The following is a 19,873-nucleotide window of genomic DNA, read 5'->3' as shown; positions in this document are numbered from 1 at the left end:
TGCAGCGATCCTGGAGAGAATAAGAAGATTTGGGTGAGGAATTGCAAAAAAGTATGACACCGTGCGGAATTCGGCGGCAATTGTGGAGAAGTGTAACCTTCGGGACAGGATTGAGGAAAGAAAAAGTTAACGCGCGCTGAGCCAAAAGGCGGCGCCCGTTTTTTGGCGGCATCATTGCCGCCCGACTGACAGTGGCGCCCTGCCCGACGGCGCGGTTATTTCAGGTGTTCGCCGCTGAGCAAGGCGTTATGGGCATTATCTTCCACCAGCATCAGCCCGGCGCGCAGTCCGGCGGCGACGTTGGGATTGGGAAACAGCACGTACTCCCGCGCCTGCTGCACGAAATAGCGCGTTTCGCCATCCTCCGCCAGCAGCGTCCCCTGCGGAAAGGCGGTAAAGTTCAGCGTTTCCGGCCCCATATGCAGGGCGAAGCGGTCACTGTTGCGCGTAATCTGCTGCGAGACGCGATAGCGACGCGGCGGCGTGGCGACATCGGGCAACGCCTCGCCGAACAGCAACGCAGCCAGCGCCTGCTGCGCCGCCGCGAAAAGAGCCAGATCGTTCTGCCCGAAAGGCAGCGCCTTGCCCAGCTCCAGCGTACAGCTGGCCGCCTGGAAATGTTCACAGCTGTAGTGGGTGAAAGTACCGCCCGGCGCGCGATGGAACACCAGCGCCTCCATCCCCGCTGCCGCCAGCCAGTGCATAAAATCGTCGGGCCACGGGCGCTGGCTGTGAGGCATCACGCCGAAGCGCGTATGGTAAGAGCCGCGGATGGCGGTATGCAGATCGAGATGCCAGCGTACTTCCTGATGCGCGCCCGCCTGCCAGAAAGTCTCCAGCGCCTGCTCCAGACGCCAGGCGCGCTGCGCCTCGGGACACTCTTCAAACTGTTGCCAGCGGCCGCCGAACAGGCGATTCAGATCGCAGCGCAGGTAGCGCTTGCCGGCGCGCAGCGCGGGCGGATTGCCGAGCAGCACCAGTAGCCGCGCGGTCAACGGCGCCTTGCCCTGCAGCAGCTGGCTAACCAGATGATTCACGATCTCCACCGGCGCGGTTTCATTGCCGTGGATCCCGGCGGAGATCGCCACCGCGTGCTGCGTTGGCGTCAGGGGGGTCAGTTCCAGAATACCTTCATCCAGCCACTGCCAGCGCAAATGCGGCAGCGTCCCGCTGGTAACAGCCGGCGCCTGGCCGGAGAGCGTTTGTTGTAACAGATCCTGCATGACATCTCCTGTGACGCGGAAGCCGACGGCGTCAGGCGGACGCCGCCGCATCGGTTTTTATTCCTGCTGGAATGGATAAACACTTCCTAAGTCTAGCAAACACGTCAGCTCGTCCAGCGCTTCACGTCCTTCGGTCAGCAGTTGCGGATCGGCCAGGTCAGCCTGAGAGAGCCGGTCGCGATAGTAACGGTCGACCCACTGGTTCAGCGTGTCGAACAGACGATCGTTCATCATCACTGCCGGGTTCACCGCCTGCTGCTCAACGGCGTTCAGCGCCACGCGCAGACGAAGGCAGGCTGGCCCACCGCCGTTACACATGCTTTCGCGCAAATCGAACACCATCATCTCACGAATCGGCCCGCCGTTCTCTACCAGTTCGGAAAGATAACGCCAGACGCCGTTATGCTCACGCGCCTCTTGCGGCAGCACCAGCAGCATATCGCCGTTATCGCGGCTCAGCAGCTGGCTGTTGAACAGGTAGGTTGAGACCGCATCGCCCACCGAAACGCGCGCGTCGGGGACGATCACCGGCGTAAAATCCGGCACCTTTTCGCTCAGCTCCGCCAGCAGGCTATCCTGATGCAGAAACGCCAGCTGATGGCAGAACAGCACATGACGATTGCTGACGGCGATCACGTCATTATGAAACACCCCCTGGTCAATCACCGCCGGGTTCTGCTGGGTAAAGATCGTGCGTGCCGGATCGAGCTGATGTAATCGGGCTACCGCCTCGCTCGCTTCGCGGGTCTGACGCGCAGGATAGCGCGCCGGCACCAGTCCGCTGTGTCCCTCTTCGCGGCCGTAGACGAACAGCTGCACGCCCGGCTCACCGTAGTCGCCGCCGAAGCGGTTATGGTTGGCCGCCCCTTCGTCGCCCAGCAGCGACACCTGCGGCAGCGCGTGGTGATGGGCGAAATGGCGATCGTCGCGGAAAATCGCGCGCAGCAGCGCGCCGGTCGTCGGCGCTTCGATCGCGCGGTGGAATTTATTATTCAGGTTGGCGACGGTGAAGTGCGTTTTGCCATCCGCACTGTCGGCGGAGGGTGACACGGTGGCAGCGTTCGCCACCCACATCGCCGAGGCGGAGCTAACGGCGGAGAGCAGCTGCGGCGCCTGACGCGCCGCCTTCGCCAGTACCTGGGCGTCGGTGCCGCTGAAGCCGAGCTGGCGCAGCACCGGCAGGTTCGGCCGTTCGTGCGGCGGGATCACTCCCTGCGCAAAACCGGCGTCCGCCAGCGCTTTCATTTTCAGCAGCCCCTGCTTCGCCGCCAGCCGCGGGTTGGAGAGCTGATGCTGATGGCGCGTCGAGGCTTCGTTGCCGAACGACAGCCCGGCGTAATGGTGCGTCAGCCCCACCAGCCCGTCAAAGTTCACTTCTTTGGCTTTCATCAGCGTTTCTCCCGGTGGCCAAAATCAACGCCCGGCGCCAGCGCGGCGGGTAAGGTCAGTTCTGCGCTCTCCAGTGAGGCCATCGGCCAGGCGCAGTAGTCCGCCGCGTACCAGGCGCTGGCGCGATGGTTGCCCGAGGCGCCGATCCCGCCGAAAGGCGCAGTGCTGGCGGCGCCGGTCAGCGGCTTGTTCCAGTTAACGATGCCCGCACGCGCCTCGATCAGCAGCTGATCGAACTTCTCGCGCTGCGGCGAAATCAGCCCGCACGCCAGACCGTAACGCGTGGCGTTCGCCAGCCTGATCGCCTCGTCAAAGCTGTCATAGCGCACCACCGCCAGCAGCGGTCCGAATACTTCTTCGTCCGCCACCTGCTTCACGCCGGTGAGATCGACGATGCCGGGGGTCAGCAGCGCGCTGTCGCGCGCCGGCCAGCGCATCGTTAACAGCGCTTTGCCGCCGGCGGTGATGCGCTTCTGCCACTCCTGATAGATACGCTCCGCCGCCTGCGGCGAAATGACGCTGCCCATAAACGGCTGCGGCTCGTCGTTCCAGCGGCCGATACGCAGCTGGCGGGTCACCTCCACCAGCCGCTGCAGAAAGGCATCGCCCTCCACGCCGCGTTTTACCAGCAGCCGACGCGCGCAGGTGCAGCGCTGGCCGGCGGTAATAAAGGCGGACTGCACGGCGATCCAGACCGCCGCATCAATATCGGGCGCGTCTTCAACGATCAGCGCGTTATTGCCGCCCATCTCCAGCGCCAGCATCTTCTCTGGCTGGCCGGCAAACTGCCGGTGCAGCTGGTAACCGGTATTGGCGCTGCCGGTAAACAGCACGCCATCGATCTGCGGCTGCTGCGCCAGCGCCTGGCCGGTTTCGCGCCCGCCCTGTACCAGGTTCAGCACGCCCGGCGGCAGGCCCGCTTCCAGCCAGAGGCGCACGGTTTTTTCAGCGGTCAATGGCGTCAGCTCGCTGGGCTTAAACACCACGCTGTTGCCCGCCAGCAGCGCCGGGACGATATGACCGTTGGGCAGATGGCCGGGAAAGTTATAGGGACCGAATACCGCCAACACGCCGTGTGGACGATGGCGCAGCGCGCTCTCTGCCTCCTGATGGGTACCGGTGCGCGTGTGGTAAGCCTTGATGGAGATGGCGATTTTATTGATCATCGCCTGCACTTCCGTCTGCGCCTCCCAGCGCGGCTTGCCGGTTTCGCGCGCGATGGTTTCGCTCAGCTCATCTTTATGCTGCGCCAGCTGCGCGGCAAAGGCTTCGACCATCGCCTGACGCGTCGAAAACGGCAGGCGCGCCCAGGCGGGAAAGGCGGCGCGTGCGGCGTCGCAGGCGGCGGTCACCTGCTGCGTGTCGGCGGCGTTGCCGCGCCACAGCGGCGCGCCGTCTACCGGATCGGTTTTGCTGAAGCTTTCGCCGCCGCCGGCGATCCATTGTCCATTAATGCAGTGCGTCATGCTTTTTTCTCCTCGCCACACAGTGGCACCACCCGCAGCGCGTCGCCGGGCTGACAGCGTAAAATTTCCGCGGCGTCTGCCGGTACGCGCAGCGTATCCTGCTGCGGATCGGCGCGCAGCAGCAGCACGCGGAAGTGGTGATAATTATCATTGCTAACCAGGCAGAGCGGCAGATCATCCGCCGCCTCGCCCGTCTCAACCGTCATCAAACGGCTTTTGCGCACCGCGCGGATGCGATCGATATCGCACTCCAGCGTCGGCCCGCCGTCAAAGATATCGACATAGTTCTGATAGCGGAAACCCTCCGCCTCCAGCACCGCGCGCGCCGGCGCGGTTTGCGGATGCACCTGGCCGATTACCGCCTGCGCCTGTGGCGAGAGATAATGCACATAGAGCGGATGCTTCGGCATCAGCTCGGCGATAAACGCCTTCTGCCCGGTGCCGCTGAGAAAATCAGCCTGGGTGAAATCCATTGAAAAAAAGTGGCTACCGACGCTTTCCCAGAACGGCGAATGCCCCTGCTCATCGCTGACGCCGCGCATCTCCGCCACAACTTTGGTCATAAAGCGATCGCGGAAGCCGGCCATAAACAGAAAGCGCGATTTCGACAGCAGATAACCGTTTTTGCCGTCGCGCCGCGCCGGATCGAGAAACAGCGTGCAGAGTTCGCTGCTGCCGGTGTGGTCATTGCACAGCGACAGCGTCGCCAGGTTGTTGTAGACCTCCAGCTCTTTCGAAGCATGCACCTGGGTGCCAACGCGAAAGTTGTACCAGGGATCCTGCAGGCCAACCGCCACCTCGATAGCGCAGATGCCGCACGCCAGGTGCGTGTCGCTGTCCGCCAGCACAAAGACGTAGCCCTGCTCGGCGCGCGGCAGCGTATCCTGCCAGGTCTGGATCGAGCGTTCGATGCGCGCCGCCAGCGTTTTGCTGTCGGCCGGCAGCGAGGTCAGGCCGCCGCCGGTTTTACCCGCCAGCGCCAGCAGCTGCGGCAGATCGTCGCGCGCGACGGGACGGATATACATCATCAGGCAGCTCCTTTTACGATCGCCTCGCAGGCGCGTTCAAAACGGGCCAGCCCTTCTTTCACATCCTGCTCGCTGATAATCAGCGAGGGCGCAAAACGGACTACGCTTGCCCCGGCAATCAACACCATCACGCCCTCTTCGGCCGCCGCCAGGCTGATTTGCTTCGCTTTGCCGCTGAAATCTTCATTCAGCACGCCGCCAATCAGCAGGCCGAGACCGCGCACCTCTTTAAACAGGCGCAGACGCTGGTTAATGGCGTTCAGCCCTTCGGTAAACCAGCGGTGGCGCTGCTGTACGCCCTCCAGTACCTCGGGACGGTTGATCAGCTCCAGTACCTTGCCGCCCACCGCGCCCGCCAGCGGATTGCCACCGTAGGTAGTGCCGTGGCTGCCGACGTTCAGCGTCGCCGCCAGCTTTTCGGTGGTCAGCATCGCGCCGATCGGAAAGCCGCCGCCCAGCGCTTTGGCGGTGCTTAGCACGTCCGGCGTCACGCCGTAGTGCATGTAGGCGTAGAGCGAGCCGGTACGACCGACGCCGCTCTGCACTTCATCAAAAATCAGCAGCGCATTATGGCGATCGCACAGCTCACGCAGCCCGCGCAGGAACGCCGGTTCGGCCGGCAGCACGCCGCCTTCGCCCTGGATCGGCTCGACGATCACTGCGGCGGTCTGCGCGTTGATCAGCTGCGCGGCTGACTCGAGATCGTTAAACACCGCATGTTCGATGCCCGGCGGCAACGGTGCGAAATCTTTCGAATAGGCGGGCTGGCCGCCGGCGGTGACGGTAAACAGCGTGCGGCCGTGGAAAGCATTTTTAAAGGCGACGATGCCGCTCTTCTCCGGGCCGAAGGTATCATGGGCATATTTACGCGCCAGCTTCAGCGCCGCTTCGTTCGCTTCCGCGCCGGAGTTGCAGAAAAAGACGCGGTCGGCGAAGGTGGCGTCAATCAGCTGTTTCGCCAGGCGCAAGATCGGCGCATTGGTAAAGCCGTTGCCGGTATGCCAGAGTTTGGCCGCCTGCTGCTGCAACGCCTGCTGAAGTTCCGGGTGCGCGTGTCCCAGCGCGTTCACGGCGATGCCGCCGGCGAAATCGATATATTCCTTGCCATTCTGGTCCCACAGACGTGAACCTTCAGCGCGATCCGGCACAAAGCTGGCGGGGGAATACGCGGGAACCATCCAGCGATCAAAATCCTGACGAGAAACTGATTGTTGCATAGCGGCCTCATAGCATCACCCGGCGGGTGAATCAAAAGTTTAAATTATGTTAATGAAATGATTCATTGCAGCTCTACTCTAGAGTGCATGCTTTGTGCCAGCCAGCGTTATAACTGCATAAACCGGATTGCCATACCATAAATCAATGAGTTACAACCCAGCGATATTCACCATTAGTGCATAAATAGTGAATAATTATCTGACACAGCGGCATCGGCAGTCGATCGGGAAGCGGAATTATGCAGCGAGAAGATAAAATATTGCTTTTGTGATCCTGAATAACATTTGCTGTTAAAACAGGGCAACGCAGGCACGATAAAAAGGCGTCGCGCATCAATAGAGTGCAGGGCGACCAATGACTGTTATAGGTGAATCCTTATTTTCTGTTTCTGTTATAGCTATCATTTCTGTGTTTCACTAAACCCTCTTCTACACTTGTTGTGTTATGGCAAGGACTCATCCTTCTTTGGTAGTTAACTAATGAACATCTCGAGGTGGCTATGTTCGGTTTAGACGCGTTCGAACTGGCAAGAATACAATTCGCGTTCACGGTCTCTTTTCACATTATCTTCCCGGCAATCACCATTGGCCTCGCCAGTTTTCTGATGGTGCTGGAAGCGTTGTGGCTGAAAACCCGTAATGATACCTGGCGCGATCTGTATCATTTCTGGTTAAAGATTTTCGCTGTGAACTTTGGTATGGGCGTAGTATCCGGACTGGTGATGGCCTATCAGTTCGGGACTAACTGGAGCGGATTTTCCGCATTTGCGGGCAGCATCACCGGTCCGCTGCTCACCTATGAAGTGCTGACCGCTTTCTTCCTGGAAGCGGGCTTCCTCGGGGTGATGATGTTTGGCTGGAACCGCGTCGGACCGGGGCTGCACTTCTTCTCTACCTGCATGGTAGCGCTGGGCACCCTGATGTCGACCTTCTGGATCCTCGCCTCCAACAGCTTTATGCACACGCCGCAGGGCTATGAGGTGGTTAACGGTCAGCTGATCCCGGCGGACTGGTTTAAAGTGGTGTTTAACCCCTCTTTCCCCTACCGCCTGCTGCATATGGCAACCGCCTCGTTCCTGACGACTGCCTTCTTCGTCGGCGCGTCGGGCGCCTGGCATCTGCTGCGCGGCAATAAAAGCCCGGCTATCAAACGCATGTTCTCGATGGCGATGTGGATGGCGCTGATCGTCGCGCCGATTCAGGCAGGCATCGGCGATGCCCACGGCCTGAACACCCTGGAGCATCAGCCGGCGAAGATCGCTGCGATTGAAGGCCACTGGGAAAACCCGCCGGGCGAAGCGACGCCGCTGATCCTGTTCGGCCTGCCCGATATGCAGGCGGAAGAGACGAAATATGCGGTAGAAGTGCCGGTGCTGGGCAGCCTGATCCTGACGCATAGCCTGACCAAACAGATCCCGGCGTTGAAAAGCTTCCCGCCGGAAGATCGTCCCAACTCCACCATTGTTTTCTGGTCTTTCCGCATCATGGTGGCCATGGGCCTGCTGATGATTCTGGCGGGCGTCTGGAGCCTGGTGCTGCGCCTGCGCGGCCGTCTCTATGACCAGCCTCTTTTCCATCGCTTCGCGCTGGTACTGGGGCCTTCCGGTCTTATCGCCATTCTCGCCGGCTGGTTCACCACTGAGGTGGGCCGTCAGCCGTGGGTGGTTTACGGCCTGCTGCGCACCCGCGATGCGGTGTCGCATCACGGCACGCTGCATATGTCGCTCAGCCTGCTGGCCTTTATTCTGGTTTACGCCTCGGTGTTCGGCGTCGGCGTGGTCTATCTGCTGAAGCTGATAGGCCGCGGCCCGCAACCGTTCGTCGATCATCCGCCTAAAGGCGGCCCGGGCACGCCGCGCACCCCTGCGCGTCCGCTCTCCGCCGCTGACGAATCGCTTGATGAGCGTAAGAAAGATGAACTGGGAGGAATTAAATAATGGGTATCGATCTTCCGCTGATCTGGTTCGTCATCATTGTGTTCAGCATTCTGATGTATGTGGTGATGGACGGTTTTGACCTCGGCATCGGCCTGCTCTATCCGATGGTGCGTGAAAGCAAAGACCGCGACGTAATGATGAATACCGTCGCGCCGGTATGGGACGGCAACGAAACCTGGCTGGTGATGGGCGGTGCGGGGCTGTTCGGCGCCTTCCCGCTCGCCTACTCGGTGATTCTGGACGCGCTGGCGATCCCGCTGACGATTATGCTTATCGGGCTGATTTTCCGCGGCGTCGCCTTTGAGTTCCGTTTCAAGGCGACCGTATCGCATCGCGCGTTCTGGGATAAATCCTTTATCGCCGGCTCCTTTATCGCAACCTTCGCACAGGGCGTGGTGCTGGGCGCCTTCCTGAACGGCTTCCCGGTGGAAGGCCGCGAATGGGCAGGTAGCGTGTTCGACTGGATAAGCCCGTTCAGCCTGTTCTGCGGGCTGGGGCTGGTGGTCGCCTATGCGCTGCTGGGCGCCAGCTGGCTGATTATCAAAACCGAAGGGCACCTGCTGCAAACCATGCGCAAGCTGGCGCGTCCACTGCTGCTGGCGCTGCTGGTGGTGATGGCGATCGTTAGCGTCTGGACGCCGCTGACCCATCAGTCGATCGCCGACCGCTGGTTTACCACGCCGAACCTGTTCTTCTTCCTGCCGGTGCCGGTTCTGGTGCTGCTGGTGTCGTGGGCGCTGTGGCGTAACGCCTGGCTGCCGGACGCGCACTATGCGCCCTTTATCCTGACGCTGGCGCTGGTGTTCCTCGGCTTCAGCGGGCTGGGCATCAGTATCTGGCCGAACCTGATCCCGCCGGATATTACCTTCCGCGCCGCCTCGTCGCCGCCGCAGAGCCAGGGCTTTATGCTGGTGGGCGCGCTGTTTATTATCCCGCTAATCCTGGTCTATACCTTCTGGAGCTACTATGTGTTCCGCGGCAAGATCGATCCTGAGCAGGGTTATCATTGACAGGAGAAGAGATGCAACTGCAACGCATGACGCGTAAAAGCGCGAAGCAGCCGCTCTGGCGACGGCTGCTGTGGATGGCGGCGATCTGGACAGGCAGCGTGCTGGCGCTGTTTGTGGTCGCCAGCCTGTTCCGCCTGCTGATGACCGCAGCGGGACTGAAAGTGCATTAAACGCAACGGGGTCGCTTATCGCGGCCCCGTTTTTTTATCCGGGCTTACCCACCCGCCCCGTTTCCCTTTGAGGCCTTGCGCCTGTGCTAAGCGCCTGTTCCGCTTTCTCTGCGCCCTGGGCTGCCTGATTATAGCGCCGGCGCGGCCTCCGGCGGCGCCATCAGGTCGAAGCGCGTATGCTCCGCCTCCAGCGCCATCGGCGGGGAAATCTGCAGCGTGATCCAGTTTGAGGTGACGCGCTGTTGCTTATCATCCTCCACCGTCACCGACAGGCGATACTGGTTGCTGGCGCCCGGCGTGCTGTCCCAGGCGGGCATTATCACCGACCAGCCCTGCGGGCTACGGTTGTCGGGCGGCGGCGTCAGGCTCAGCGCCTGGGTGTCGCCCTGCCAGCTAACGGCGGTAACAGGATTGGCGGCGCGGATCTGCAGCTTCAGCGGCAGCGTTTCGCCGGGGCTGAGCTGCCAGGGCGGCGTCGCCAGGAACACCGACAGCGTTTTACGCTGGCGGAACTCCAGTACCGGCGTGGTGTTGCGCTCTACCAGATCGTAGCGGCTGCCGCGCAGCGAGCGCGCCTGCGCCACATTATCGGCGGAGAGCTGCTTGCTCAGCGCCACGCCGGGACGGTAGGTAATGCGCATACCCAGCTGATCCTGCGACTGGCCGCTTTCGCCCTCTTTATGCGAGGCGGTAAAGGTGAGCAGCGGCACCGGGGTGTAATTGACCCCCACCTTCACCGCCACCGGGTTCTTCTCCGGGCTGCCGTTGTTAAACAGATCGACGCTATCGCCGAGATACTGCTCCCAGGTAACCGATACGCCGAGCTGACGATAAAACGGCAGATAGCCCTGAGTGGTGATGTCATAACCGCGCGCCATGCGGTTCTGCTGGGTCGCGCTGCTGTTACGCCAGCCGCTGAGCGGCGTGTAGTAGTTAGCCGACAGGCGCAAGAAATCGCTCCAGGCTTCGGTACCCAGCGACGCGCGCTGCAGACCGGAATCGAACTGACGATCGAGCAGCGCGTTATAGCCCAGCAGCCAGTTGCCCGCCGCCCAGCGCTGCCCCAGTCCGGCATTGCCCACCAGCCCATCGTCGGTCTGGGTCACGCCCAGTTGGGAAAAGGTCAGATACTGGTAGTTATCCTGCCAGGGCGTCAGCAGCTGTCCGCCGCTGCCGTTAAAGTTGCCGTCCATATCCACCTGCAGCGAGAGCTGCGCCGTGCCGTAGGGAGAGAGCAGCGACTGCCCTTCGTTCACCAGCCGGTCGGCGACTTCGTCGCGAAAGTGGTTAAAAGCCCAGACGCCCGCCTGTTCGCCAAAGGAGACATCACTCGCCTCTTTACTCGCCTCGCCGATGCTTTTGGCGATCTGCGCCAGGCGGGTGGAGAAGGCGTCGGCGTCGTCGGCGACATCCAGCGTCGGCAGCTGTTGCTGCATGGCGCTGAAGCGCGCCGGATCGTCAAACGGCGCGTCGGGCACCTGCGTGTCGGTCTGAAACGCCGAAGCGTCAGGCAGCAAGACGCTGCTCAACAACAGGGTGAAGGTGGTTTTGATCAGTCGATGCGTTAATAACATAGCGGCGTCAGGGTCAGCTTAATTTCTCATGATGGGGGCCGTTATCAGCGTTGAATCAGCCCTTAGCTTAGCATAATTGTGAACTGGATCATGATTTTCCCGGCGCGGCGCAGAGGCGCGTCCGGCAGCTGAGGTTCTACACTCACTGGCGTCGCCCAGGAAATCCATCACTGGCGTCACCTAAGAAACCGATCGGCGTTTGCGCGCCGTCTCAGCCAGCCGAGAGCGGGAAGATGAAGATGCCTGATACAGAGGGATATATCCCGGAAGCGCCGACCGGCGACATTGCGCCACCGTTTCGCGCCGTGGTCACGGCGGTGATAAATGGCCTGACGCAGAGACAGGGCGACCTCATCCACAGCCTCTATCTCTATGGCAGCGTTGCGCAGGGAACGGCGAAGGTCGGCGTATCGGACCTGGATATTTGCATCATCCTGAGCCGCCCCGCGAGTGAGGCGGAGTGTCAGGCCTTAGAGGCGGTGCGACGCGAGACAGAGGCCACTCATCAGGCGGTCAGCAAAATAGACTTTGATATCGGCACCCTGTCGGCGGCGCTGCACCCCAATCATCTCTACAGTTGGGGATACTGGCTAAAGCACCATTGCCGCTGCCTTTACGGCGACGACCTCGCCCGACGGTTTCCCCCTTTCCGCCCCTCCAGAAAAATAGCCCAGGCGATTAACGGCGATGTTGTCGCGGTGTTGCAGGGCTATATCAGGCAGCTGGCTGCAATGGACAGCCTGCCTGCACGCAGGCCGCTGCAGCGCGCGGCCGCCAGGAAGCTTATTCGCGCTACCAACCTGCTGCGAAGCGATGAGGAGCGCGACTGGCCCGATACGCTGGAGGCGCATGCGGCGAGGTTCTTAGCGCGCTATCCAGCACGCGCAGAGGAGATCGGCTATTTTTTGCGGGAAAGCTATCATCCTGAGGACGATGCCGGGCGATTCGTTGCGCGCCTCGAAACGTTTATGGCGTGGCTGGCTGACGCCAGCCGCGATGACCCGCCGGCTTAACGCTATCGGCGGCGCGGCGGCGCCTGGCGCTTAATCGCCCGCTTCCGCCGGGGGCGGTTCCGTTTTCCTCTTTTGCACCGCCGCGCCCGTCCTATAGTCTCCATTTGCCCGGCCTCTTCCTGCTGCCCCCGCACTGTCTGCTACCTGGCTTCTTCCGTTTTTGCCTGCTCTTCTTGCTGCCTGGCGTCTTCTTACCGCGCCGGCTCCCTTAGCTGGATATCTTCCTCCTGCCGCGCCACTTCTCCCTGCTGTGTCTCTGCCCCCTGCTGCGCCTGTGCTTCCTGCTGCTGTGTCTCTGCCCCCTGCTGCGCCTGTGCTTCCTGCTGCAGGATCTCTCCCTGCCGCGCCTCGTGGCGATAGAGCGACACCACTTCGCCGACAATCATCAGCGCCGGCGACTGCGGCCGCTCGCGTCGCAATGTCTCCTCCAGCGTCGCCAGCGTCGCGATCAGCACGCGCTGATCGCGCCGCGTGCCGCGCTCGACAATCGCCACCGGCGTTTCCGCCGCACGCCCATGCTGGCGCAGCTGCTGGCTCAACTCCGCGCCCCATGTCAGCCCCATATAGAACACCAGCGTCTGGCTGGCGTCCTGCCAGCCCGCGCCCGTTAGTTGCGGGCGGCCCGCTTTGCCGTGTCCGGTAATAAAACGTACCGACTGCGCATAGTCACGGTGCGTCAGTGGAATGCCGCAGGCCGCCGCGCAGCCGGTGGCGGCGGTAATGCCCGGTACGATATAACAGGGCACGCCCGCCGCCTGCAGCCACTGCATCTCCTCGCCGCCACGGCCGAAAATAAACGGGTCGCCCCCCTTCAGCCGCACCACCTGTCGGCCGCTGCGCGCCAGATCGACCAGCAGCTGGCTAATCTGGCGCTGGGTCATGCCATGAAAGCCTGGGGTCTTGCCCACATCCAGCGCCAGCGTGGCGGCCGGGATCAGGGTGAGGATCGCCTCGCTGACCAGCCGGTCATAAACCACCACATCCGCCGCCTCGATCAGCCGCAGCGCCTTTAAGGTCAATAGCTCCGGGTCACCCGGCCCGGCACCGACCAGCCAGACGCAGCCCGATCCTGATGGCGCATGTGTGCCGTTGAGCAGCTGTTTCAGCGCGGGTAGCCGTTGCGTCATAATGGTTTCTCCTCTGCCGCCTCAGCCTGCTGAGACGCGTAATGCTCAATCAGTTTTTTCAGCTCCGGCAGGCAAGAGCCGCAGTGCGTGCCGCACTGCAACCGCTGGCCCAGCGCGGCGCAGCTTAGCGCGCCCTGGCGCACGGCGGCGGCGATCTGGCGCTCCCCCACGCCGAAGCAGCTGCAGATCGTTTTGCCACGCGCCTCGCCCTGCGTCGCCCGCCCGGCCAGCAACGCAAAGCGCGCCTCCGGCGCGGCGGGCGGCTGCTGAAAGGCGGCGGTGATAAGGGGCTCGTCGATGAGCGGTCGGCGTGCAGCGCTGTAGAAAGCCAGCTTCACCTCGCCCTGATGCCAGGCGACCAGATGATGGAATGCCTCGCCATCGCCCGCCTGCTGCACCTTCCACTCCGGCAGCAGCAGCGATTGCAGCCAGCGGCGCGGATCCCCTTCGTGCGCCAGACTAAAGCGCGTCACGCCGTCCGATGCCGGCACGCGGCACCACCAGCGCAGCGGCGGCAGCGTGACGTTGTCACGGAAAAACAGCATCCCCTGCCAGTCGCAGTCCCAGCGCTGGAGGCGCACCGGCGTCTGTTTGCTCTCCGGCTGGCCGGATAACGGGCAGCGCCAGGACGCGATCAGCCGGCCCACGTTCCCTTCCGCGCAGTAGCGCTGGTTCCAGTGCATCGGCACAAACAGCGAGCCGGGAGCCTGATCTTCTGTCAGCAGGGCGCGCGCCAGCATCCAGCCGTGACGCGACTGAATACGCGCCAGCGCATCGGCCTGAAGGCCATAGCGCGCCGCGTCGTCGGGGTGCAGCGCGACAAAGGGTTCGGCGTGGTGCTGCATCAGGCGCACCACCAGCCCGGTGCGCGTCATGGTGTGCCACTGATCGCGAATGCGGCCGGTGTTCATCATCAGCGGCCAGCGGGCGTCAGTCGCCTGACGCGGCCCGGCGGGCGCGATCGGCAGCAGCCGCGCCCTGCCGTCGGGATGGTAAAAGCGGCGCGTACTGAACAACCGGGCGCAGCCGGTTGGGTAGTCGGCGTTCACCGGCCACTGCAGCGGCGTCAGCCTCTCCCAGGCATCATCGCTCAGCTGCGCCAGCCCGCTGATATCGAAGGCGCGCGTGCCCTGATTTTCAAATCCGGAGAGCGCGGCATGCTCGCGGAAAATCGCCGCCGGATGACGCCAGCTGAAGGCCTCGCCATAGCCAAGGCGCTGCGCCACCTGTGCCAGCATCCACCAGTCGGGACGCGCTTCGCCCTGCGGCGGCAGAAAGCCGCGCTGGCGCGAGAGGCAACGCGCCGAATTGGTTACCGTGCCGTTTTTCTCGCCCCACGCCTGCGCCGGTAACAGGATATCGGCAAAGGCGCCGGTATCGGTGTCGCGCATTACGTCGGAGACGATCACCAGCTCGCAGCGTCGCAGCGCCTCCGCCACGGCGTGGCCTTCCGGCAGCGATACCGCTGGATTGGTGCCAATGATCCACACCGCCTTCACCTCGCCGCGGCCCATCGCCTGAAACAGATCGACCGCTTTCAGCCCGGGCGCGGTCGCCACGCGATCGCTGTGCCAGAAGCGCCGCAGGCGACCGATGTTTTCCGGGGTAAAATCCATGTGCGCCGCCAGCTGATTTGCCAGCCCGCCCACTTCACGGCCGCCCATGGCGTTGGGCTGGCCGGTGAGCGAAAACGGCCCGCAGCCCGGCTTGCCGATTTTGCCGCTGTAAAGGTGTGCGTTGAGAATGGCATTGCACTTATCGCTGCCGCTGGAGGATTGATTGATACCCATACACCAGAGCGTCAGCGTGCGTTCGCTGTCGGCGAAGAGCCGGTAGAAGCGCTCAACCTGCGCCAGCGGCAGCTGACAGGCGGCGGCCACCCGTGCCGGTGTCCAGGGCGCGGCAGCAGCCAGCGTCTCCTCCACCTGCGCGAGATGCGGCCGCATCGCACGATCGCCGCCGCCCCGCCTGGCCAGCCAGCGCAGCAGCCCGTTGTAGAGCGCGCCGTCGCTGCCGGCAGCAAGCGGCAGATGCAGATCGGCCAGATCGCAGCTGGCGCTGCGGCGCGGATCGATGACCACCACCCGCAGCGCCGGATTGTGACGTTTCGCCTGCGTCAGACGCTGAAACGCCACCGGATGCGTCCAGGCAGCGTTCGATCCCACCAGTACGATAAGATCGGCGCGATCGAAATCCTCATAGCAACAGGGCACCGCGTCGGCGCCCAGCGCGCGCTTATAGCCGCTGACCGCCGACGCCATGCAGAGCCGGGAGTTGGTGTCGATATTGCCGCTGCCGATAAAGCCTTTCATTAGCTTATTGGCCACGTAGTAATCTTCCGTCAGCAGCTGGCCGGAAGCGTAAATGGCGACAGCGTTTGGGCCGTGCTGCGCAATGATCGCGCGCAGGCGCTGAGCCGCCTCATCCAGCGCCCTCTCCCAGGTGACGCGCCGCCCGGCGACCAGCGGCCAGAGTAGCCGCCCTGATGGCGTCAGCGTCTCTGCCAGCGCCGCCCCCTTTACGCAGAGGCGGCCACCGTTGGCCGGATGAGCGGCATCACCGCTGACGCGCCAGCCTGCGCCCTGCGGCGCCACCTCGATGCCGCAGCCGACGCCGCAGTAAGGACAGGTCGTTTTCATGATGCCTCCGCCACGCGCGCCAGCGCCAGCGGCGCGCTGGCGACCAGTACCCGGCCGCCGACGATGCGGACCGGCCAGCAGCGCAGCCGCAGATCGCTTCGGTCGAGCGCCGTGCCGTCACTCAGACGAAAGCGCTGTTTATAGAGCGGGGAGATCACTATCGGCTCGCCCGCCGCGTCGCCCAGCAGGCCGCGCGACATCACGCTGGCATCGCTCTCCGGCTCGCGATCCTCCAGGGCGTAGACGCGATCGGCGAAGCGGAACAGCGCGATGCGCTGCGTGCCCAGCCGGGCGCCGATGCCCGCCTGGGGCGGAATCGCCTCCAGCGCGCAGATATCGCTCCACGGCTCGGCAGGGAGCGCGGGCGCGGCGGCGGGCGGCGCGCCCGCAGGCTGGATCTGGCCGCGCGTCTCGCGCCAGCGCAGGGTTTCGTCCGGACGCGCATCGTTGACGGCGGCGCGGAACAGCTGCAGCCGATCCGGCGAGGCGAGCGTGGTACGCCATTCGCACTGCCAGCTCTCCACGACTTGCCGCATCTCGCTTTCCAGTTCGCCGCCGATGCCGAGGCTGTCACCAATCACCACATCGCGCAGGTAGGCCAGCCCGCCCTCCAGATTATCCATCCAGACGCTGGTGCGCTGCAGGCGATCGGCCGTGCGGATATAGAACATCAGCAAGCGATCGACATAACGGATCAGCGTTTCATCATCGAGATCGCTGGCGAAGAGATCGGCGTGGCGCGGCTTCATGCCTCCGTTGCCGCAAATATAGAGGTTCCAGCCCTTATCGGTGGCGATCACGCCGATATCTTTACTCTGCGCTTCGGCGCATTCGCGGGTACAGCCGGAAACCGCCATTTTAATTTTGTGCGGCGCGCGCAGCCCCTTGTAGCGGTTCTCCAGCCGGATGGCGAAAGCGGTCGAGTCCTGCACGCCGTAGCGGCACCAGCTGCTGCCAACGCAGGATTTCACCGTGCGCAGCGATTTACCGTAGGCGTGGCCGGTTTCGAAGCCAGCGTCGAGCAGCGCCTGCCAGATAGCGGGCAACTTATCGAGCGGCGCGCCAAACAGGTCGATGCGCTGGCCGCCGGTGATTTTGCTGTAAAGATTAAAGCGTTCGGCGATTTGGCCGATGGCGATCAGCCCCTGCGGGGTGATCTCGCCGCCGGGAATGCGCGGCACCACCGAATAGCTGCCATCCTTTTGAATATTGGCGAAGTAGCGATCGTTGGTCTCCTGCAGCGGCAGATGCTGCGGCTGTAACAGATATTCGTTCCAGCAGGAGGCAAACAGCGATGCCGCCAGCGGCTTGCAGATCTCGCAGCCGTGGCCGCGCCCATGTTTCGCCAGCAGCGCGTCAAAGGTTTTGATATTGCCGACGCGCACCAGGTGATACAGCGCTTGCCGGGAGAAGGTGAAATGTTCGCAGATATCCTTTTTCACCTCGACGCCCTGCGCCGCCAGCTGATGCTCCATAACCTGTTTTACCAGCGCGCTGCAGCCGCCGCAGCCGGTGGCCGCTTTGGTGCAGCGTTTTAGCGACGCCATATCGCCACATCCGGCGCTGACCGCCTGACAGATATCGCCTTTGCTGACGTTATGGCAGGAGCAGATCTGCGCGCCAGCGGGCAGCGCCGCCACACCTAACGCTGGCGTCGGCGCGTCGGGGCTGCGCGGCAGGATCAGGCTTTCCGGCTGCGGCGGCAGCGCAATACCGTTCAGCATCATCTGTTGCAGCGTGCTGTATTCGCTGCTGTCGCCCACCAGCACCGCGCCCAGTAATGTTTTGCCGTCGGCAGAGACAACGATTTTTTTGTAAACCTCCTGCGGGCCGTTGGTCCAGAGATAGCTCTGAGAACCCGCGCTGCGCCCGTGCGCGTCGCCCAGCGAGGCAACCTCTACCCCCAGCAGCTTCAGTTTGGTACTCATGTCCGCGCCGCTGAAGGCGGCGGGCTGCTGCGCCAGATGGCTGGCCAGCACGCGCGCCATCTGATAGCCCGGCGCCACCAGACCGAAGATCTGCCCCTGCCAGCTGGCGCATTCGCCGATCGCCGCGATCGCCGGATCGCGGGTGAGGCAGGTATCGTCGATCACAATGCCGCCGCGCTCCCCCAGCGGCAGCCCGGCGGCGCGTGCCAGCTCATCACGCGGACGAATGCCGGCGGAAAACAGCACCAGATCGCTCTGCAGCGTGGCGCCATCGGCGAAATGCAGCAGCAGCGAGCCATCCGCCTGCGCTTCAATCTGCCGCGTTTCGGTCCGGGTATGCACCGTCACGCCCAGCGCCTCGATTTTACGCCGCAGCATCTGCGCGCCCCCTTCATCAAGCTGCACCGCCATCAGGCGCGGCGCGAACTCCACTACATGGGTCTCCAGCCCCAGCATACGCAGGGCGTTCGCCGCCTCCAGTCCCAGCAGGCCGCCGCCAATCACTACGCCGCGTCGGGCGTGAGCCGCGCGCGCTTTAATCGCATCAAGGTCATCAAGCGTACGGTAGACAAAGCAGTTTTCTGCCTGATGCCCGGGGATCGGCGGCACAAAAGCCCGGGAGCCGGTGGCCAGCACCAGCCGATCCCAGGCCATCTCGCGGCCGCTCTCATCGCGCACGCAGCGGCGCTGGCAATCGAGAGCAATAATCTTTTCGTGACAGCGTAACTCAATACCGTACTCAGCAAAGAAATCCCCGTTCACCAGCGACAGCGCATCGGCATCGCGGCCGGAGAAGTAATCGGAGAGGTGAACGCGGTCATAGGCGCTGTGCCGCTCCTCACCGTATACCACGATGTGATAGCGCAGGTGCAAATGCTGCTGCACCAGCTGCTCAAGAAAATAGTGGCCAACCATGCCGTGACCTATCACCACCAGAACCGGTTTGCTCATCGCGTCGCTCTCCGCAGCCTCAGGCTGCCCATCGTTATCGAAACCAAACAGCGCGGCGGCGTCCAGCGCCGCGCCGCGTTGCAGATGTTGCAGCAGCGGCGCCGCCGCCGCGGTGTCGCCATACAGCATGACGCCGGTCAGCCTGCCGTCGCGCAGCGTCAGCCGCCGATAGTGCTGGCTAAGCGGATCGAAGGCGGTCAGCACGCGACTGCCCGGCGCGTCGTTCGTTTCGCCCGCGCTGAAGATATCGATGCCGGTGACCTTGAGCCGCGTCCCCGACGGCCGGTAGTGGAAATCGGCGGTCGGCTGGCCCGCCAGCCGCTGCGCCACGATTTCCGCCTGCGCCAGACAAGGCGCCGCCAGCCCAACGGTTTCGCCGTCGATTTCACAGCATTCACCCAGCGCCGATACCCCGTCGACGACGCTACGCAGCTGGCGGTCCACCACAATGCCGCGCCCGCAAGGAATGCCCGCCGCGCGTGCCAGCGCTGTCGCCGGGGTGATGCCGATGGCGATCAACACCTGCGCCGCCGGCAGCCGCACGCCGCCGGTTAAAGTGACACTGTCACCATGAATCGCGGCGATGCCTTCGCCCAGCCGACAACAGATGCCGCGCTGGCGTAGCGCCTGCGCCAGCAGCTCGCCTGCCGTGGCATCCAGCTGGCGATCCAGCAGCCAGCCGTGGCGATGCACCAGCGTGACCTCGCGCCCGCGCCGCCGCAGCGCCGCCGCCGCTTCAATGCCCAGCAGGCCGCCGCCCAGCACCAGCGCCGGGCCGGGAATGCTCAGCATGCGTTCAACGTCCGCCAGGGTGCGAAAGCCGCCGACATGCGGCTGCGCGACGCCGGGAATCGCCGGCAGCGTCGGATCGGCACCGGTGGCGAACACCAGATGATCCCAGCGCAGGCGACGACGATCGGTCGTCAGGGTGCGCTGCCGGGTATCGATGGTCAGTACGCTTTCGCCCTGCAACAGCGTAACGCCCTGACGCGCATCCTCATCCGGCGTGCGCAGCAGCGTGTCGTGAAACACCGTTTCGCCGCTCAGTACCGGCGACAGCTGAATGCGGTTGTAGCTGCCGTGCGTCTCGCGGCCGATAACGGTGATGCGCCAGCGCTGCGGTGCCAGCGCCAGCAGCCGCTCCCGTAGCCGCGTCGCCGCCATGCCGTTGCCGATAATCACCAGATCTTCAGGCATCCGC

General features: G+C 63.4%; 13 protein-coding genes. 4 read left to right on the top strand and 9 right to left on the bottom strand.

Annotated features, from left to right (window positions below; translation table 11 throughout):
* Positions 1-215 precede the first annotated feature (215 nt).
* From astE to C2E15_RS09515, 5 genes are read right to left on the bottom strand one after another with little or no spacing between them, the layout of a single operon-like run.
* Positions 216-1,223 carry a succinylglutamate desuccinylase gene (astE, locus tag C2E15_RS09535; RefSeq protein WP_104957158.1) on the bottom strand — a complete coding sequence of 336 codons (1,008 nt, stop codon included), beginning with the start codon at positions 1,221-1,223 and terminating at the stop codon, positions 216-218.
* A 57-nt stretch (positions 1,224-1,280) separates the two neighbouring features.
* Entirely contained in the window at positions 1,281-2,612 is a 1,332-nt protein-coding gene (gene astB / locus C2E15_RS09530; protein WP_104957157.1) for an N-succinylarginine dihydrolase, read from the bottom strand.
* A complete protein-coding gene (astD, locus tag C2E15_RS09525) occupies positions 2,612-4,078 on the bottom strand; it encodes a succinylglutamate-semialdehyde dehydrogenase (protein ID WP_104957156.1) in 1,467 nt (488 codons plus the stop codon). Before astD ends, astB begins: the two co-directional genes overlap by 1 nt.
* Positions 4,075-5,106, bottom strand: coding sequence for an arginine N-succinyltransferase (gene astA, locus C2E15_RS09520; protein WP_104957155.1), 1,032 nt, complete (start codon positions 5,104-5,106; stop codon positions 4,075-4,077). Before astA ends, astD begins: the two co-directional genes overlap by 4 nt.
* Positions 5,106-6,323, bottom strand: a complete 1,218-nt coding sequence (locus C2E15_RS09515; RefSeq protein WP_104957154.1) for a bifunctional succinylornithine transaminase/acetylornithine transaminase — start codon at positions 6,321-6,323, stop codon at positions 5,106-5,108. Before C2E15_RS09515 ends, astA begins: the two co-directional genes overlap by 1 nt.
* Positions 6,324-6,823: 500 nt before the next feature.
* Between C2E15_RS09515 and C2E15_RS09510 the strand changes: the two genes are divergently transcribed.
* From C2E15_RS09510 to C2E15_RS09500, 3 genes are read left to right on the top strand one after another with little or no spacing between them, the layout of a single operon-like run.
* Positions 6,824-8,260, top strand: a complete 1,437-nt coding sequence (locus C2E15_RS09510; RefSeq protein WP_104957153.1) for a cytochrome ubiquinol oxidase subunit I — start codon at positions 6,824-6,826, stop codon at positions 8,258-8,260.
* Positions 8,260-9,270 carry a cytochrome d ubiquinol oxidase subunit II gene (gene cydB / locus C2E15_RS09505; RefSeq protein WP_104957152.1) on the top strand — a complete coding sequence of 337 codons (1,011 nt, stop codon included), beginning with the start codon at positions 8,260-8,262 and terminating at the stop codon, positions 9,268-9,270. Before C2E15_RS09510 ends, cydB begins: the two co-directional genes overlap by 1 nt.
* A gap of 11 nt (positions 9,271-9,281) precedes the next feature.
* Positions 9,282-9,440: a DUF2474 domain-containing protein gene (locus tag C2E15_RS09500; RefSeq protein WP_104957151.1), complete on the top strand. Its 159-nt coding sequence runs from the start codon at positions 9,282-9,284 to the stop codon at positions 9,438-9,440.
* Between the two features lie 128 nt (positions 9,441-9,568).
* On the opposite strand, the gene C2E15_RS09495 is transcribed toward C2E15_RS09500, so the two are convergent.
* The gene (locus tag C2E15_RS09495; protein WP_104957150.1) at positions 9,569-11,014 is read right to left on the bottom strand and encodes a YchO/YchP family invasin; all 1,446 of its coding nucleotides are present in this window, start codon (positions 11,012-11,014) and stop codon (positions 9,569-9,571) included.
* A gap of 239 nt (positions 11,015-11,253) precedes the next feature.
* Here C2E15_RS09495 and C2E15_RS09490 point away from each other — a divergent pair, with 239 nt between their 5' ends.
* Complete coding sequence (locus C2E15_RS09490) at positions 11,254-12,027, top strand: nucleotidyltransferase domain-containing protein (RefSeq protein WP_104959136.1); 774 nt, start codon at positions 11,254-11,256, stop codon at positions 12,025-12,027.
* Positions 12,028-12,218: 191 nt separating this feature from the next.
* On the opposite strand, the gene cobA is transcribed toward C2E15_RS09490, so the two are convergent.
* Genes cobA through nirB form a run of 3 tightly spaced genes read right to left on the bottom strand, consistent with a single transcriptional unit; the run spans position 12,219 to position 19,869 of the window.
* Positions 12,219-13,154, bottom strand: a complete 936-nt coding sequence (gene cobA / locus C2E15_RS09485) for a uroporphyrinogen-III C-methyltransferase (RefSeq protein WP_104957149.1) — start codon at positions 13,152-13,154, stop codon at positions 12,219-12,221.
* The gene (locus tag C2E15_RS09480; protein WP_104957148.1) at positions 13,151-15,793 is read right to left on the bottom strand and encodes a nitrate reductase; all 2,643 of its coding nucleotides are present in this window, start codon (positions 15,791-15,793) and stop codon (positions 13,151-13,153) included. Before C2E15_RS09480 ends, cobA begins: the two co-directional genes overlap by 4 nt.
* On the bottom strand, positions 15,790-19,869 hold the full coding sequence (gene nirB / locus C2E15_RS09475; RefSeq protein WP_104957147.1) for a nitrite reductase large subunit NirB: 4,080 nt from the start codon (positions 19,867-19,869) through the stop codon (positions 15,790-15,792). Before nirB ends, C2E15_RS09480 begins: the two co-directional genes overlap by 4 nt.
* Positions 19,870-19,873 lie beyond the last annotated feature (4 nt).

The organism is Mixta gaviniae, from assembly GCF_002953195.1.
In the GTDB taxonomy this organism is placed as follows: domain Bacteria; phylum Pseudomonadota; class Gammaproteobacteria; order Enterobacterales; family Enterobacteriaceae; genus Mixta; species Mixta gaviniae.
This window is presented reverse-complemented; position numbering and strand designations above follow the sequence as displayed.

Excerpts from the sequence above, each read along its gene's own strand:
- astE (WP_104957158.1), bottom strand. The coding sequence starts at position 1,223 with ATGCAGGATCTGTTACAACAAACGCTCTCCGGCCAGGCGCCGGCTGTT.
- astB (WP_104957157.1), bottom strand. The coding sequence starts at position 2,612 with ATGAAAGCCAAAGAAGTGAACTTTGACGGGCTGGTGGGGCTGACGCAC.
- astD (WP_104957156.1), bottom strand. The coding sequence starts at position 4,078 with ATGACGCACTGCATTAATGGACAATGGATCGCCGGCGGCGGCGAAAGC.
- astA (WP_104957155.1), bottom strand. The coding sequence starts at position 5,106 with ATGATGTATATCCGTCCCGTCGCGCGCGACGATCTGCCGCAGCTGCTG.
- C2E15_RS09515 (WP_104957154.1), bottom strand. The coding sequence starts at position 6,323 with ATGCAACAATCAGTTTCTCGTCAGGATTTTGATCGCTGGATGGTTCCC.
- C2E15_RS09510 (WP_104957153.1), top strand. The coding sequence starts at position 6,824 with ATGTTCGGTTTAGACGCGTTCGAACTGGCAAGAATACAATTCGCGTTC.
- cydB (WP_104957152.1), top strand. The coding sequence starts at position 8,260 with ATGGGTATCGATCTTCCGCTGATCTGGTTCGTCATCATTGTGTTCAGC.
- C2E15_RS09500 (WP_104957151.1), top strand. The coding sequence starts at position 9,282 with ATGCAACTGCAACGCATGACGCGTAAAAGCGCGAAGCAGCCGCTCTGG.
- C2E15_RS09495 (WP_104957150.1), bottom strand. The coding sequence starts at position 11,014 with ATGTTATTAACGCATCGACTGATCAAAACCACCTTCACCCTGTTGTTG.
- C2E15_RS09490 (WP_104959136.1), top strand. The coding sequence starts at position 11,254 with ATGCCTGATACAGAGGGATATATCCCGGAAGCGCCGACCGGCGACATT.
- cobA (WP_104957149.1), bottom strand. The coding sequence starts at position 13,154 with ATGACGCAACGGCTACCCGCGCTGAAACAGCTGCTCAACGGCACACAT.
- C2E15_RS09480 (WP_104957148.1), bottom strand. The coding sequence starts at position 15,793 with ATGAAAACGACCTGTCCTTACTGCGGCGTCGGCTGCGGCATCGAGGTG.
- nirB (WP_104957147.1), bottom strand. The coding sequence starts at position 19,869 with ATGCCTGAAGATCTGGTGATTATCGGCAACGGCATGGCGGCGACGCGG.